Annotated in this window: 14 protein-coding genes and 1 pseudogene; 8 read left to right on the forward strand and 7 right to left on the reverse strand. The window is 72.9% G+C overall.

The window, feature by feature from the left end:
* Positions 1-41 precede the first annotated feature (41 nt).
* Positions 42-848 (reverse strand): SAM-dependent methyltransferase, encoded by an 807-nt coding sequence (locus ACF1A5_RS11850; RefSeq protein WP_392192685.1) that lies wholly within the window; start codon positions 846-848, stop codon positions 42-44.
* 146 nt (positions 849-994) lie between these two features.
* A complete protein-coding gene (locus ACF1A5_RS11855) occupies positions 995-1828 on the reverse strand; it encodes a helix-turn-helix domain-containing protein (RefSeq protein ID WP_392192686.1) in 834 nt (277 codons plus the stop codon).
* Positions 1829-1868: 40 nt separating this feature from the next.
* Here ACF1A5_RS11855 and ACF1A5_RS11860 point away from each other — a divergent pair, with 40 nt between their 5' ends.
* The 4 genes from ACF1A5_RS11860 (at position 1869) to ACF1A5_RS11875 (ending at position 5333) form a co-directional block, all read left to right on the forward strand.
* Complete coding sequence (locus ACF1A5_RS11860) at positions 1869-2972, forward strand: ADP-ribosylglycohydrolase family protein (protein WP_392192687.1); 1104 nt, start codon at positions 1869-1871, stop codon at positions 2970-2972.
* A gap of 182 nt (positions 2973-3154) precedes the next feature.
* On the forward strand, positions 3155-3460 hold the full coding sequence (locus ACF1A5_RS11865; RefSeq protein WP_392192688.1) for a 4a-hydroxytetrahydrobiopterin dehydratase: 306 nt from the start codon (positions 3155-3157) through the stop codon (positions 3458-3460).
* 103 nt (positions 3461-3563) lie between these two features.
* Positions 3564-4322 carry a class I SAM-dependent methyltransferase gene (locus tag ACF1A5_RS11870; protein WP_392192689.1) on the forward strand — a complete coding sequence of 253 codons (759 nt, stop codon included), beginning with the start codon at positions 3564-3566 and terminating at the stop codon, positions 4320-4322.
* A 102-nt stretch (positions 4323-4424) separates the two neighbouring features.
* Positions 4425-5333, forward strand: coding sequence for a class I SAM-dependent methyltransferase (locus tag ACF1A5_RS11875; RefSeq protein ID WP_392192690.1), 909 nt, complete (start codon positions 4425-4427; stop codon positions 5331-5333).
* A gap of 211 nt (positions 5334-5544) precedes the next feature.
* Here ACF1A5_RS11875 and ACF1A5_RS11880 read toward each other — a convergent pair whose 3' ends face one another.
* From ACF1A5_RS11880 to ACF1A5_RS11890, 3 genes are all read right to left on the reverse strand, one after another.
* Positions 5545-6381, reverse strand: coding sequence for an aldo/keto reductase (locus tag ACF1A5_RS11880; protein WP_392192691.1), 837 nt, complete (start codon positions 6379-6381; stop codon positions 5545-5547).
* Positions 6382-6560: 179 nt separating this feature from the next.
* Positions 6561-8387 carry an AMP-dependent synthetase/ligase gene (locus ACF1A5_RS11885; protein ID WP_392192692.1) on the reverse strand — a complete coding sequence of 609 codons (1827 nt, stop codon included), beginning with the start codon at positions 8385-8387 and terminating at the stop codon, positions 6561-6563.
* A gap of 336 nt (positions 8388-8723) precedes the next feature.
* On the reverse strand, positions 8724-9587 hold the full coding sequence (locus tag ACF1A5_RS11890; protein WP_392192693.1) for a LysR substrate-binding domain-containing protein: 864 nt from the start codon (positions 9585-9587) through the stop codon (positions 8724-8726).
* Between the two features lie 165 nt (positions 9588-9752).
* On the opposite strand from ACF1A5_RS11890, the gene ACF1A5_RS11895 reads away from it, so the two are divergent.
* Positions 9753-10775 (forward strand): bile acid:sodium symporter family protein, encoded by a 1023-nt coding sequence (locus ACF1A5_RS11895; protein ID WP_392192787.1) that lies wholly within the window; start codon positions 9753-9755, stop codon positions 10773-10775.
* A gap of 83 nt (positions 10776-10858) precedes the next feature.
* On the opposite strand, the gene fdhD is transcribed toward ACF1A5_RS11895, so the two are convergent.
* The gene (gene fdhD / locus ACF1A5_RS11900) at positions 10859-11707 is read right to left on the reverse strand and encodes a formate dehydrogenase accessory sulfurtransferase FdhD (RefSeq protein WP_392192694.1); all 849 of its coding nucleotides are present in this window, start codon (positions 11705-11707) and stop codon (positions 10859-10861) included.
* Positions 11708-11714: 7 nt separating this feature from the next.
* Positions 11715-11960, reverse strand: a pseudogene (locus tag ACF1A5_RS11905) (Fe-S-binding domain-containing protein); the annotation flags it as partial.
* A gap of 167 nt (positions 11961-12127) precedes the next feature.
* Between ACF1A5_RS11905 and ACF1A5_RS11910 the strand changes: the two are divergent.
* From ACF1A5_RS11910 to ACF1A5_RS11920, 3 genes are all read left to right on the forward strand, one after another.
* On the forward strand, positions 12128-13459 hold the full coding sequence (locus tag ACF1A5_RS11910) for an OFA family MFS transporter (RefSeq protein WP_392192695.1): 1332 nt from the start codon (positions 12128-12130) through the stop codon (positions 13457-13459).
* Entirely contained in the window at positions 13428-13601 is a 174-nt protein-coding gene (locus ACF1A5_RS11915; protein ID WP_392192696.1) for a hypothetical protein, read from the forward strand. Before ACF1A5_RS11910 ends, ACF1A5_RS11915 begins: the two co-directional genes overlap by 32 nt.
* 153 nt (positions 13602-13754) lie before the next feature.
* The gene (locus ACF1A5_RS11920; protein WP_392192697.1) at positions 13755-14702 is read left to right on the forward strand and encodes a beta-ketoacyl-ACP synthase III; all 948 of its coding nucleotides are present in this window, start codon (positions 13755-13757) and stop codon (positions 14700-14702) included.
* Positions 14703-14822: the final 120 nt, after the last annotated feature.

The raw sequence follows: 14822 nt of genomic DNA on the forward strand, positions 1-14822 counted from the left end.
GCGGGTGCCGCGGGCCGCCCCCCTCGCCCCCGCGGACCGGGTCAGACCTTGCGGGCCACCCCCGCGTACACCGGCACCGCGCCCTCCGCCCGCGCCGCCGTGTCCTCCGCCTCCGGCCGCCAGTCGAGGACCGGCACCACGCCCGGCTCCAGCAGCTCCAGACCGTGGAAGAACCGGGAGAAGGCGGCACGGCCGCGCGGATGGAAGGGCGTGCCGCTGCGCCGGAACAGCTCCGCCGCCTGGTTCACACCCTCGGGTCTGATGTCCCCCGTGACCTGCGACAGGATCACATGGCTGCCGGGGGCGAGGGCGGCGACGTACCGTTCCAGCAGGCCGTGGACGTCGTCGGTGTCGTCCGACAGGTAGTGGGTCAGCGCCACCAGGGACAGCGCGACGGGCCGGTCGAAGTCCAGGGTCCGGCCGGCCAGGCGCAGGATGGTGTCCGGGTCCCGCACGTCGGCGTGCACGTAGTCGGTGCTGCCCTGCGGCGACCCGTGCAGCAGCGCCTCCGCGTGCCGCAGCACGATCGGGTCGTTGTCCGCGTACACCACCCGCGCCCCGGGAGCTTCCCCCTGGGCCACCTGGTGCAGATTGGGCTCGGTGGGGATGCCGGTGCCCACGTCCAGGAACTGCCGGGTCCCGGACCGGGCCACGGCGCGCACCGCGCGGTGCATGAACCGGCGGTTGGCCCGCGCCCCGCGCACCACGGTGCCGTCCGCGGCCAGGATCCGGCGGGCCAGTTCCTCGTCCACCGGGTAGTTGTCCTTGCCGCCCAGCCACCAGTCGTAGACCCGGGCCGGATGCGGCCGGCCGGTGTCGACGCGGGTGGGCGTGTCGGATCTGCTCATGCGGTGTCTGCTCCTCGGCTCGGTCGGGGCTTTGGACATGGACGGGAAGATGCTGCTCAGTGCCTCCCCGCCCGCGCCGGAACCCGCCGGCAGTGTGTCCTGTGGGGCGGCACCGCGCACGGGCGTGGCGCACACCCGACGGCATGTCAACCCGCCAGGGAATGAAGGTATTTGACGGTCGCCGGGTCGGCCGGCAGGAACGTCTCGATCGCCAACTCGGCGACGGTCACGTCCATCGGCGTGTTGAACGTGGAGATCGAGGAGACGAACGACAGCAGCCGCCCCTCGTGCTCGACCCGCATCGGCAGCGCGAAGTACGGCACCTCCTCGGCCGGTTCCTCCACCCCGCCGCACTCCTCCGGCACCGGGTACGCCGCCACCTCCTCGTACAGCGCCCGCAGCGCCGGCGAGCGGTGCAGCGCGATCTGCCGCTCCATCTGCGCCAGCAGATGGCCGCGCCACGCGCGCAGGTTGCGGATGCGCGGTGCCAGGCCCCCGGGGTGCAGGGTCAGCCGCATCGCGTTCAGCGGCGGCGCCAGCAGCGACTCGGACACCCCCGCCAGCAGCATCGTGACGCCGCGGTTGGCCGCCACCACGTCGTACGTGGCGTCCACCACCAGCGCCGGGTACGGCTCGTAGCCCTGGATCAGCCGCTCCAGACCGTCGCGCAGCGCGTCCAGCGCCGGGGCGTCGAGCGGGGTCTCCGGATAGCACGGGGCGTAACCGGCCGCCATCAGCAGCGCGTTGCGCTCGCGCACCGGCACGTCCAGGTGCTCCGCCAGCCGCAGCACCATCTCCTCGCTCGGCCGGGACCGGCCCGTTTCGATGAAACTGATGTGCCGGGCCGAGGAGTCGGCGCGCAGCGCCAGCTCCAGCTGACTGACGCGTCGACGCTCCCGCCAGGCCCGCAGCAGCGGGCCCGCGCCCTTCTGGGCGGAGGCGGTGGACGGGGCGGCGGGACCGGACGCGACAATGGCCATACCGACGACCGTAGTCGAACCGCAGCCGAGGAGAGGGCACATGATCGAGTCGTGGAAGCTGTCCTGGGAGGCGACGGCGGTCTACCGCGCCCGGGTGCGCGGCTGCCTCCTGGGCGGCGCCGTCGGCGACGCCCTCGGCTACCCGGTCGAGTTCGACTCCCTGGACCGGATCCGCGCCGCGCACGGCCCGCGCGGCCTCACCCGCCCGGTGCCCGACGGCGACGGGGTGACCGGCCGCATCAGCGACGACACCCAGATGACCCTGTTCACCGTCGAGGGCATCCACCGCGCCCACGAGCGGGAACGGCTCAAGGGCATCGGCGGGGGCTGGGCCCTCCTGCTGCGCCGGTCCTACGGGCACTGGCTGGAGACCCAGAGCAGGCCCGGCCCCGCCGCGCGCGAGGAGGCCCCGCCGGGCGGCTTCTCCTCGGAGGCTCCGCGCGGCGGCCTGGTCGAGGAATCCTGGCTGTACGCCCGCCGCGCCCCCGGGAACGCCTGCCTGTCCGGGCTGGCCCACGACTTCGTCCCGGAGCCGTGGGCCGAACTCGGCCCGCCCGGCCCGGTCAACCCCGACTCCAAGGGCTGTGGCGCGGTGATGCGCTCGGCACCCTTCGGCCTCACCCGCGCCGGCACCGCCGACGCCTTCGGCATGGCCGCGCGCTGCGCCCAGATGACCCACGGCCACCCCACCGGCTACTACGCGGCCGGGGCGCTCGCCGCGATCGTGTCGTACCTCGTGGCCGGGGACTCCGTCGAGGGCGCGGTCCTGCGCACCCTGCGTCTGCTCGCCCGTCACCCCGGGCACGAGGAGACCACCGCCGCGCTGGGGCGGGCCCTCGACCTCGCCGCCGAGGGCGCGCCCACCGCCGAGAAGGTCGAGCGGATCGGCGCCGGCTGGGTGGCCGAGGAGGCCCTGGCCGTCGGCGTCTACGCCGCGCTCGCCGCGCCCGGCGTGGAGGACGCCCTGCTGCTGTCCGTCAACCACTCCGGCGACAGCGACTCCACCGGCTCCGTCTGCGGCAACATCCTGGGCGCCCGGTACGGCGACCACGGTCTGCCCCACGAGTGGGTCGAGCGGGTGGAGGGACGGGCCAGGATCGCTGCGCTGGCGGACGATCTGGCGGCCGAGTGCCTGCGCGGCTGACCCCCCGGCGCCCCTCCCGGACCGGCCACACCGCGGTCTCCCGGGCCGGCCGCCGTGCCGCGACTCCGCGGGCGGGCTTCTCACGGCCTCCTGACCAGGGACGCAGCGGCCTTCCTGTGGCAGTCTGAAGTCAGTGACGTCACCCAGGAGTCGGTGGCGAAACCCAGGAAGGGAACGAACCCATGCCCGTCGAACCGCTGTCGCAGAAGGAGATCGAGGACCGGCTCGCCGAACTGCCCGGCTGGTCCCTCGACGGCGACCGCCTCACCCGCTCCTTCCGGCTGGGCTCGCACTTCGCGGCGGCGGCGATGGTCCTCCACATCGCCCAGGTCCAGGAGGAGCTCGACCACCACTCCGACCTCACCCTGGGCTACCACTCGGTCTCCCTCGCCGTGACCACGCACAGCGCGGGCGGCGCGGTGACCGAGAAGGACTTCGAGCTGGCCCGCCGCGTCCAGGACCTCGCGCCGGGCCACGGCGCCGACTGACCCACGAGCCACGGCCGAGAACCACGCGCCACGAAAACCGGGGGAGCAGGGGGAAGGGGCGGAGCGTGCCGCACCGCCGGACCACGACGACGGGGGGAGCCACGTGCTGGACTACGACGAGGAAGCCGAGCGGTACGACGCCTCGCGCGGCGGCGAACCCAGGGCGGCGGCGGCCGCCGAGGCCGTGCTCGGTCTGCTCCCGCCGGGCACCCGCCGCCTACTGGACGTCGGCTGCGGCACCGGCATCGTCACCCGCCGGCTCGCGGCCGGCCGCGACGGCCTGCGTGTGACCGGCGTGGACCGGGCGTCCGCGATGGCCCGGCAGGCCGCCGCCCGCGTGCCCGGTGCCGTGGTGCTCGCCGACGGCCGCCGCCTGCCCTTCCGGACCGGGCGGTTCGGCGCCGTGACCAGCGTCTGGCTGCTCCACCTGGCGCCGAGTGAAGAGGACGCCGGCGCCGTCGTCGCCGAGTGCGCCCGGGTGCTCGTCCCCGGCGGTGTGTACGTGACCACGGTCGACAAGGCCGCCTCCCACAACGTCGGCAGCGACATCGACGCCGTGCTCGCCGCGCGGCCGCCCAGCCCGGTCCGGGACAGCGCGGACCTGGTCGAGCGGTACGCCACCGGACACGGCCTGGTGCCGGTCGGCGAGGCCCGCTTCCCCGGCCACGGGCAGGGCCGTAGCCCCCGCCGCACCATCGCCGACCTGCGCCGTGGCTGGTTCGTCACCCTCCCGCCGGGCGACCCGCTCACCGAGGAGTTCGCCGCCCGGCTCGCCCGCCTGCCCGACCAGGACCGCCCGCGCCCGGACCCGGTCTTCGCGCTGCGGGCGTTCCGCAAGCCGGCGGACCCGCGGCCCGCGTGATCCGCCCGCTCCCCGCGGGTTTTTGCCGCCACGGCAACAGGAGTGGCTGTGGCGCGGTGCGTCGGCGCAGGCTGGACGCACCGACAGGAGAGGCTGACCACCATGGCGCACGAGCAGCACGCGACCCACGACAACCATGAGCAGCACCACCCGCACCACCACGGCCACACCGACATCGACTGGGCGGCGATGGCCCCGCTGCTGGAGGCGCAGGCCGAGCTGTTCACCCCCCTGTACGAGCGGGCCATGGCGTGGCTGGCGAAGGAGGTGACCGAGCCCGGTCTGATCGTCGACACCGGAAGCGGGCCGGGGGTCGTCGCGTGCCGGTTCGCCGAGACCTTCCCGGGCGCGCGGGTGGTCGCCGTGGACGGCTCCGAGGAGCTGCTGGAGCGGGCCCGCGCCCGGGCCGCCCGTCTCGGTGTCGGCGATCGCTTCGGCACCCTCGCCGGGGAACTCCCGGACGTTCTGGAGGAGTTGGACTACCCGGCCGACCTGCTGTGGGCCGGCAACAGCCTGCACCATCTGGGCGACCAGCGGGCCGCCCTCGCCGCGTTCGCCGCGCGACTGGCCCCCGGCGGCACGCTCGCCCTGCTCGAGGGTGGGCTGCCCGCGCGGTTCCTGCCCCGCGACATCGGGATGGGCCGCCCCGGCCTCCAGGCCCGGCTCGACGCCGTGGAGGCGGACTGGTTCGCCCGGATGCGCGCCGAACTCCCCGGCTCCGTCCGCGAGACCGAGGACTGGCCGGCGCTGCTGACCGCCGCGGGCCTGAAGCACACCGGCACGCGCAGTTTCCTGCTGGACCTGCCCGCGCCGGTGAGCGACCGGGCCCGCGCCTACGCCGTCGCCTCCCTGACCCGGTTGCGCGAGGCGCTGGAGGACGGCGTCGAGGCGGAGGACCGCGCCACCCTGGACCGGCTGCTGGACCCCGACGACGAGGCGAGCGTGCACCGGCGCGGCGACGTCTTCGTCCTCAAGGCGCACACCGTGTACACGGGCGTCCGCACCACCTGACGGGCTCGCCCCGCGTCCGCCCCGGAGCCCTTGACCTCAAGAGCGCTCGAAGCGGTGGACTCGGCGGCGTTCGCAGGACGAAGGGGGTTCCCATGACCGACTCTCCGGTCGCACTGATCACCGGTGGTGGCAGCGGCATTGGTGCCGCGGTCGCGCGGCGCCTGCTGGACACCGGGCACCGGGTGGCCGTCACCGGCCGCGGTGCCGCCGGTCAGGACATGTTGAACTCCGCCGGGTCCGGGCCGAGCCGCCGCTCCTCGTCGAGCGCGCCGATCGCGGCCAGGTCCTCGTCGTCCAGGCTGAAGTCGAACACCTGGATGTTCTCCTCGATCCGGGCGGGCGTCACCGACTTCGGGATCACGATGTTGCCGAGCTGGAGGTGCCAGCGCAGCACGACCTGGGCCGGGGTGCGGCCGTGCTTGCGGGCGATGGCGACGATCGCCGGGACCTCCAGCAGGCCCTTGCCCTGGCCGAGCGGCGACCAGGCCTCGGTGGCGATGCCCCGCTCCGCGTGGAACGCGCGGGCGGTGTGCTGCTGAAGACGCGGGTGCAGCTCGATCTGGTTGACCGCCGGGACGATCGACGTCCGCTCGATCAGGCGCTCCAGGTGCTCCGGCAGGAAGTTCGACACGCCGATCGCCCGGGTGCGGCCGTCCGCGAGCAGCTTCTCGAACGCCTTGTACGTGTCGACGTAGGCGTCCTTGGCCGGGACCGGCCAGTGGATCAGGTACAGGTCCACGTACTCCAGGCCGAGCTTGTCCAGGGACGCGTCGAAGGCGCGCAGCGTGGAGTCGTAACCCTGTTCGCTGTTCCAGAGCTTGGTGGTGACGAAGACGTCCTCGCGAGAGAGGCCGGAGGCGGCGATGGCCTTCCCGGTGCCCTCCTCGTTGCCGTAGATCGCCGCTGTGTCGATGCTGCGGTACCCGGCCTCCAGCGCGGTGCCGACGGCCCGCTCCGCCTCGTCGTCCGGCACCTGCCAGACCCCGAAGCCCAGCTGGGGCATCTCCACGCCGTTGTTGAGGATGATCGGGGGGACCTTGCTGCTCACGAGCTCTTGATCCTTCGGTTGTCGTCAAGTGGTACTCGACATCGTCAACGATCACGAGCCGTGATGCATTCCTGACCGGCGGATCCGCCCGGAACTGATCGGATGCCCACCCCGGAGGGCAGGATTGGCCGGAATCACACCCCGCGGACCTCGGCGGTGCGTGCCCGGGCCGGGCGCGGTCAGGCCTGGTACAGCGCGTCCACCTCGTTCACGTACGCGTTCTCGATGGCCTTGCGCTTCAGCTTCAGGGACGGGGTGAGCAGGCCGTGCTCCTCGGTGAACGGCTGGGCGAGGATGCGGAAGGTGCGGATCGACTCGGCCTGGGAGACCAGGGTGTTCGCGGCGACCACGGCGCGCCGGACCTCGGTCTCCAGGTCGGCGTCGCGCACGAGCTGGGCCGGGGACATCCGCGGTTTGGCGCGCATCTGCAGCCAGTGCTCGACGGCCTCCTGGTCGAGGGTGACCAGAGCGGCGATGTACGGGCGGTCGTTGCCGACGACGATGCACTGGGACACCAGCGGGTGGTCGCGCACCCGCTCCTCCAGCACACCCGGCGCCACGCTCTTGCCGCCGGAGGTCACCAGGATCTCCTTCTTGCGGCCGGTGATGGTCAGGTAGCCGTCCTCGTCGAGGGAGCCGAGGTCACCGGTGGCCAGCCAGCCGTCGTGCAGGCTCTCGTCGGTGGCCTTCGGGTTGTTGAGGTAGCCCTGGAAGACGTTGCCGCCGTGCAGCCAGACCTCGCCGTCGTCGGCTATGTGCACGGTGACGCCGGGAATGGGCTGCCCGACGGTGCCGTACCGGGTGAGCTCGGGCGGGTTGGCGGTGGCGGCGGCGGTGGACTCGGTCAGTCCGTAGCCCTCGTAGATCTGCACGCCGGCGCCCGCGAAGAACAGGCCGAGCCGGCGGTCCATCGCCGAGCCGCCGGACATCGCGTTCCGGATCCGGCCGCCCATCGCGGCGCGCACCTTGGAGTACACGAGCTTGTCGAAGAACTGGTGCTGCATGCGCAGCCCGGCGGTGGGACCGGGGCCGATGCCCCACGCCTTCGCCTCGATCGCGTCCGCGTACTTCACGGCCACGTCGACGGCCTTCTCGAACGGCCCGGACTTGCCGTCCTTCTCGGCCTTGCGCCGGGCGGAGTTGAACACCTTCTCGAAGATGTACGGCACCGCGAGGATGAAGGTCGGTTTGAAGGCCTGCAGGTCGGGGAGAAGGGCCGCGGCGTTCAGCTGCGGCTGGTGGCCCAGGCGCACCTTCGCCCGGATCGTGGCGACCTCCACCATGCGCCCGAAGACGTGGGCGAGCGGCAGGAACAGCAGGGTGGCCGCCTCGTCGCCCTTCTTGGTGTGGAACACCGGCTCCCAGCGCTGCATGACCGTGTCGGTCTCGTACATGAAGTTGCCGTGCGACAGCACGCAGCCCTTGGGGCGGCCGGTGGTGCCGGAGGTGTAGATGATCGTCGCGATCGAGTCGGGGGTGACCGCCTCACGGTGCCGGTGCACCACCTGGTCGTCGATGTGGGCGCCCGCGTCGTAGAGCTCCCGGACGGCGCCGGCGTCCAGCTGCCACAGCTCACGCAGGTGCGGCAGCCGGTCGATGACCGTGGCGATCGTCATCGCGTGGTCCTCGTGCTCGACGATCGCGGCCGTGACCTCCGCGTCGTACAGCGTCCAGAAGCACTGCTCGGCCGAGGAGGTGGGATAGATGGGCACCACCTGGGCGCCGACCGTCCACAGCGCGAAGTCGAAGAGGGTCCACTCGTAGCGGGTGCGGGACATGATCGCGACCCGGTCGCCGAAGCGGACGCCCCGGGCGAGCAGCCCCTTGGCGAGGGCCAGGACCTCGTCGCGGAACTCGGCGGCGGTGACGTCCCGCCACTGGCCGGCCGCGTCCTTGCGGCCGAGTGCGACATGCAGCGGGTCCTCCTGGGCATGCCGGAAGACCGCGTCGGCCAGTCCGCCCACCGGCGGTGCCGACGTCAACGGAGGGCTGGTGAACTCGCGCAAACCCCGCTCCCGCTCCCTTGTGACGCTCCGCACAGCGCGGTGAAAGCTACCCCACCTCGGGAGAGGGCGGGAGGGGCTTCGACGGGGGCGGAGGCCGGGCGCGAGCGGGTCAGCGTCGGAAAAACCCCTCACATGGGGAGAGGCCGGACGAAAATCCTTACGGATCAGTAAGTTTCGGTGCCTTGATCTCCACCGATCTCCACCGAATCTGTACTACCCGATTACCGTCCCGCGGGTCCCGGACGCGTGCTACGGAACGGCCCGCGCGGCCGCGGACACCCCCGCGACGTGCGCTCGTCACCTCTGACGGCGTCGCCGGGCGGCATTACGTCACCCCTACCGCCGGTGCAGCCGGTCCCCGCCCGCCAGGATCGCGGTCGCCAGCGCGTCGGCGGCGTGCTGGGCGGAGGGGCGGCGCCGGCCGTGCACCAGGACGAAGTCGACCTTCCCCAGCTCCGGCAGTCCCGCCCGCTCGGGCACCCGCACCAGCCCCGGCGGTACCAGCCCGCGCGAGTGGGCCATCACGCCGAGCCCCGCCCGCGCGGCGGCGATGAGCCCGTTGAGGCTGCCGCTGGTGCACGCGACGCGCCACGGCCGCCCCTGCCGCTCCAGGGCCTCGAAGGCGAGCGCCCGGGAGATGCCCGGCGGCGGGTAGACGATCAGCGGCACGGGACGGTCGGGGTCGAGCCGGAACCGCTCCGCGCCGATCCACACCAGCCGGTCGTGCCAGACGAGCTCACCGCGGGGGTCCTCCGGACGGCGCTTGGCAAGCACCAGGTCGAGCCCGCCGGCGGCGAGCTGCTCGTGCAGCGTGCCCGAGAGCTCCACCGTGAGCTCCAGGTCGACCTCCGGGTGCTCGTAGCGGAAGCCCTCCAGGATCTCCGGCAGCCGGGTCAGCACGAAGTCCTCCGAGGCGCCGAACCGCAGCCGCCCGCGCACCCGGGTGCCCGTGAAGAAGGCCGCCGCCTGCTCGTGCACCTGGAGGATCCGGCGCGCGAAGCCGAGCATCGCCTCACCGTCCTCGGTCAGCTCCACGGAATGGGTGTCCCGCGCGAACAGCGTCCGCCCGGTGGCGTCCTCCAGGCGGCGCACGTGCTGGCTGACGGTCGACTGGCGCAGCCCCAGCCGCCGCGCGGCCCGGGTGAAGCTCAGGGTCTGAGCCACCGCGAGGAAGGTGCGCAGATGGGCGGGCTCGTACACGCCCCCAGGTTATCGTGATGCGCGATGACAGTCAGAGCGGTATGACGGATTCCCGATCACGGGAGTGAGGAGGACGATGGAGAGGGGACCCGTCGGTCCCGCACTGAGAGAACGAGCAGAACGAGCAAGTGGAGCACCGTGAAACGCCTGGGCGCGCCGAGTTGGATGCCGATCGACCCGTACATCCTGCTGCTGCTCGGGACGGTGGGGCTGGCCGCGCTGTTCCCGGCCCGCGGCACCGCCGCCGACGTGGCCTCCGGCGCCTCCACCGCCGCGATCGCCTGCCTGTTCTTCCTCTACGGCGCCCGGCTGTCCACCCGTGAGGCGCTCGACGGGCTGCGGCACTGGCGGCTGCACGGCGCGGTCCTGGTCTGCACCTTCGTGATCTTCCCGCTGCTCGGCCTCGGGGCCGGAGGCCTCGTCCCGGTGCTGCTGACCCAGCCGCTCTACCAGGGCCTGCTCTTCCTCACCCTCGTCCCGTCGACCATCCAGTCCTCGATCGCCTTCACCTCCATCGCCCGCGGCAACGTGCCCGCCGCGATCTGCGCCGGCTCCTTCTCCTCGCTGGCCGGCATCGTTCTCACCCCGCTGCTCGCGGCCATGCTGCTCGGCGGCAGCGGGGGCGGCTTCTCCGCGCACTCCCTGGTCACGATCGTGTTCCAGCTGCTCGTGCCCTTCCTCGCCGGGCAGGCGCTGCGCCCGTGGATCGGCGGCTTCGTCGCCCGGCACCGGAAGGTCCTCGGCCTGGTGGACCGCGGCTCGATCCTGCTGGTCGTCTACGCCGCCTTCAGCGAAGGCATGGTGCGGGGCATCTGGCACCAGGTCAGCCCGGTCCGGCTGGGCGCGCTGCTCGTCGTGGAGGCCGTGCTGCTCGGGGTGATGCTGGGCCTGACCTGGTACGGCGCCAAGGCGCTGCGGTTCGGGCGGGGAGACCGGATCGCCATCCAGTTCGCCGGTTCGAAGAAGTCCCTCGCCGCGGGGCTGCCCATGGCGAGCGTCCTGTTCGGCGCGCACGCCTCGCTCGCGGTGCTGCCGCTGATGCTCTTCCACCAGATGCAGCTCATGGTGTGCGCGGTGATCGCCAAGCGCCGCGCGCACGAGGTCCGGGACCAGGAGACCACCCCGCCCCCGCCGCCGCCCCCCGCGGCCCCACGCACCCCGGCCGTCACCGCGACCCGTCCGCGCTGACGGCCCCGCAAGGGCGGGGCCCCGGCGGCGCAGGGGGCGCTCCCCGCCGGTCGGGTCCCCGCCGTCGTGCCGCGGGGAGCCGGTCAGCCCTGGGCGGCCGCGGTCCGCAGGGCGACGCGGTCCTCGCCCGCGTACACGTTCATGGAGCTGCCCCGCAGGAAGCCCACCAGCGTCAGCCCCGTCTCCGCCGCCAGGTCCACCGCCAGTGAGGAGGGCGCCGACACCGCCGCCAGCACCGGTATGCCCGCCATCACCGCCTTCTGCGCCAGCTCGAAGGAGGCCCGGCCGGAGACCAGCAGGAGGGAGCGGGACAGGGGCAGGTCGCCGTTCTGCAGGGCGCGGCCGACCAGTTTGTCCACCGCGTTGTGCCGGCCCACGTCCTCCCGCACGTCCACCAGCTTGCCGTCCTCGGCGAACAGGGCGGCCGCGTGCAGGCCCCCGGTCCGGTCGAAGACCCGCTGGGCCGCGCGCAGCCGGTCGGGGAGGCTCGCGAGGAGCCCGGGCTCGACCCGGACCGGGGGCGTGTCGGCGATCGGCCAGCGCGCCGTCGTACGGACCGCGTCCAGGCTCGCCTTGCCGCACAGGCCGCACGAGGACGTCGTGTAGACGTTCCGTTCCAGGGTGATGTCCGGGAGGGCGACGTCCGGGGCGGTCTTCACATCGACGACGTTGTACGTGTTCGAGCCGTCGGCGGTCGCCCCGGCGCAGTAGACGATGTTCAGCAGGTCCGACGCGGACGCCAGGACGCCCTCGCTCACCAGGAAGCCGGCGGCCAGGGCGAAGTCGTCACCGGGCGTGCGCATGGTGATCGCGAGCGGCTTGCCGTTCAGCCGGATCTCCAGCGGCTCCTCCGCCACCAGGGTGTCCGGACGGGACGAGACGGCCCCGTCCCGGATGCGGATCACCTTGCGTCGTTCCGTGACTCGTCCCATGTCCTGATCAGCCCCGGTTCTGTACGTGCTGGCAGCCGAAACGGCCCTTGATGCGGAGGTTGCCGTGGGCCACCGGGTTGTCGTGCGGCGAGGTGACCTCGACCATCTCATTGTCCTGTACGCGCGGAGCCAGGTCGCGGCCCACTCCTCGGTACGCGCGGACCGCGGTGGTCCCGGTCTGCGCCGACTCGTCCCAGGTACCCGCCGCAGGCGTGTCGAACTCCGACTTGACCAACGGGAGCACTCCGTTCGGTTTGGGGGATGCCGCGAAGATGGTGTCGGCGAATATTGTCTACAGTATGTAGTTGCGGCCGACAAGGGAGCCGGCAACGACCGTTCGTCGCGCCGCGCATACCGCTCACCGCATACGGTCGACCGGGTTGCTTCCGACCCCCCGCATCCGTCCCTACCGTGCGGCTCATGAGCCCACCGGTCGCACGCCCGGGATGGAGCCGCTGGCTCGTTCCGCCCGCCGCCCTCTCCGTCCATCTCGCCATCGGCCAGGCCTACGCCTGGAGCGTCTTCAAGCCACCCCTCGAATCCGCCCTGCACCTGAACGGCACCGAGAGCGCGCTGCCCTTCCAGTTCGCCATCGTCATGCTCGGCCTGTCGGCGGCGTTCGGCGGCACGCTCGTCGAGCGCCGCGGACCGCGCTGGGCCATGACCGTGGCCCTCGTCTGCTTCTCCTCCGGCTTCCTGATCTCCGCGCTGGGCGCGTGGACCGGCCAGTTCTGGCTGATCGTCCTCGGCTACGGCGTCGTTGGCGGGATCGGCCTCGGCGTCGGCTACATCTCGCCCGTCTCCACCCTGATCAAGTGGTTCCCGGACCGGCCCGGCATGGCCACCGGCATCGCGATCATGGGGTTCGGCGGCGGCGCGCTCATCGCCTCGCCCTGGTCGGCGCAGATGCTGGAGTCGTTCGGCGCCGACCGCACCGGAATCGCGCTGGCGTTCGTCGTCCATGGGCTCTCGTACGCGGTCTTCATGTCGCTCGGCGTGCTCCTCGTGCGGGTCCCGCGCACCGAGACGCCCGTCGCCGGCGCTCCGAGCACCGTCTCCGGCGCGCAGGTCTCGGCCCGCAGCGCCGTGCGCACCCCGCAGTTCTGGTGCCTGTGGCTGGTGCTGTGCACCAACGTGACCGCCGGCATCGGCATCCTGGAGAAGGCCGCCCCGATGATCACGGACTTCTTCGCCGGCTCCACCACCCCCGTCTCGGCCTCCGCGGCGGCCGGTTTCGTCGCCCTGCTGTCGGCGGCGAACATGGCGGGCCGCATCGGCTGGTCCTCCACCTCCGACCTGATCGGACGCAAGAACGTCTACCGCGTCTACCTGGGCGTCGGCGCGCTGATGTACCTGCTGATCGCGCTGTTCGGAGACGGCTCCAAGCCGCTGTTCGTGCTGTGCGCGCTGGTGATCCTCTCCTTCTACGGCGGCGGCTTCGCCACCGTCCCCGCCTATCTGAAGGACCTCTTCGGCACCTACCAGGTCGGCGCGATCCACGGTCGGCTGCTCACCGCCTGGTCCACGGCCGGCGTGCTCGGCCCGCTGATCGTCAACTGGATCGCCGACCGCCAGGAGGCCGCCGGCCGGCACGGCTCCTCCCTCTACGGCCTGTCCTTCGCCATCATGATCGGGCTGCTCGTCGTCGGCTTCGCCGCCAACGAGTTCATCCGGCCCGTCCACCCCCGCCACAACGTCCCCGCGCCCAGGAAGGACGCCGATGTCGCACGACAGCAGCCCGAGTCCGCCTGACCCCGCCGCCCCCGGGTCCGCGGGTTCCGGGGCGGGCACGCCCACGGCCCTGATCGCCGTCGCCTGGCTGTGGGTGGGTGCGCCCCTCGCGTACGGGCTGTACGAGCTCGTCCGGAAGGCGACGCAGTTGTTCACGGGCTGAGGGGGCGGCAGGTGAATGCTCGGGCGTCCGAGGGTCTGACGGAAGCCGACAAGCCGGGCGCCCGATTCCTGTGGCATCACCTGCCGTCGTACCCGTGAGTCACTGATCAGACTGGTGGATCCCGCTACCCACGGCATCGAGGGGGACCACCCAATGAACGGCTCGCGCATCGCCGCCGTCGGCCATTACCAGCCCGCCAGAGTGCTCACCAACGAGGACCTGGCGGGCCTCGTCGACACCAGCGACGAATGGATCAGGTCCCGGGTGGGCATCCGGACGCGCCACATCGCCGGCCCCGACGAGCCGGTCGACGAACTGGCCGCGCACGCCGCCGCCAAGGCGCTCGCGGCGGCGGGCCTCACGCCCGGCGACATCGACCTGGTGCTGGTCGCCACCTCCACCGCCGTCGACCGCTCCCCGAACACCGCCGCGCGCGTCGCGGCCCGGCTCGGCGTGCCCCGGCCGGCCGCGATGGACGTCAACGTCGTCTGCGCCGGTTTCACCCACGCCCTGGCCACCGCCGACCACACAGTGCGCGCCGGGGCCGCGACCCGGGCCCTGGTCGTCGGCGCCGACAAGATGTCCGAGGTGACCGACTGGACCGACCGGACCACCTGTGTGCTCGTCGGCGACGGGGCGGGGGCCGCCGTGGTGGAGGCGTGCGCGCCGGGGGAGGAGCCCGGCATCGGGCCGGTGCTGTGGGGCTCGGTGCCGGAGATGGGGCACGCGGTGCGGATCGAGGGCACGCCGCCGCGGTTCGCGCAGGAGGGGCAGAGCGTCTACCGCTGGGCCACCAACCAGCTGCCGCCGCTGGCCCGGCAGGCCTGCGAGCGGGCCGGTCTCGCGCCCGCCGACCTCGCCGCCGTCGTGCTGCACCAGGCCAACCTGCGGATCATCGAGCCGCTGGCCGAGAAGCTCGGCGCCGTGAACGCCGTGGTGGCCCGGGACGTCTCCGAGTCCGGCAACACCTCCGCCGCCAGCATCCCGCTGGCCTTCTCCAAGCTCATCGAGCGGGGCGCCGTGTCCACGGGCGACCCGGTGCTGCTGTTCGGGTTCGGCGGGAACCTGTCGTACGCGGGGCAGGTCGTGCGCTGCCCGTGAGGCGGCGCCAGGTCGTGCGCTGCCTTTCAGCCGGCAGCGGGTCGTGCGCTGCCCGTGAGGCGGCGCCAGGTCGTGCGCTGCCTTTCAGCCGGCAGCGGGTCGTGCGCTGCCCGTGAGGCG

The sequence above is a fragment of the Streptomyces sp. NPDC014864 genome (assembly GCF_043081525.1).
Lineage (GTDB): Bacteria > Actinomycetota > Actinomycetes > Streptomycetales > Streptomycetaceae > Streptomyces.

What these genes read in the sequence shown, in the direction of transcription:
- ACF1A5_RS11850 (WP_392192685.1), bottom strand. Translation starts at nt 848, where the DNA reads ATGAGCAGATCCGACACGCCCACCCGCGTCGACACCGGCCGGCCGCAT.
- ACF1A5_RS11855 (WP_392192686.1), bottom strand. Translation starts at nt 1,828, where the DNA reads ATGGCCATTGTCGCGTCCGGTCCCGCCGCCCCGTCCACCGCCTCCGCC.
- ACF1A5_RS11860 (WP_392192687.1), top strand. Translation starts at nt 1,869, where the DNA reads ATGATCGAGTCGTGGAAGCTGTCCTGGGAGGCGACGGCGGTCTACCGC.
- ACF1A5_RS11865 (WP_392192688.1), top strand. Translation starts at nt 3,155, where the DNA reads ATGCCCGTCGAACCGCTGTCGCAGAAGGAGATCGAGGACCGGCTCGCC.
- ACF1A5_RS11875 (WP_392192690.1), top strand. Translation starts at nt 4,425, where the DNA reads ATGGCGCACGAGCAGCACGCGACCCACGACAACCATGAGCAGCACCAC.
- ACF1A5_RS11895 (WP_392192787.1), top strand. Translation starts at nt 9,753, where the DNA reads ATGCCGATCGACCCGTACATCCTGCTGCTGCTCGGGACGGTGGGGCTG.
- fdhD (WP_392192694.1), bottom strand. Translation starts at nt 11,707, where the DNA reads ATGGGACGAGTCACGGAACGACGCAAGGTGATCCGCATCCGGGACGGG.
- ACF1A5_RS11910 (WP_392192695.1), top strand. Translation starts at nt 12,128, where the DNA reads ATGAGCCCACCGGTCGCACGCCCGGGATGGAGCCGCTGGCTCGTTCCG.
- ACF1A5_RS11915 (WP_392192696.1), top strand. Translation starts at nt 13,428, where the DNA reads ATGTCGCACGACAGCAGCCCGAGTCCGCCTGACCCCGCCGCCCCCGGG.
- ACF1A5_RS11920 (WP_392192697.1), top strand. Translation starts at nt 13,755, where the DNA reads ATGAACGGCTCGCGCATCGCCGCCGTCGGCCATTACCAGCCCGCCAGA.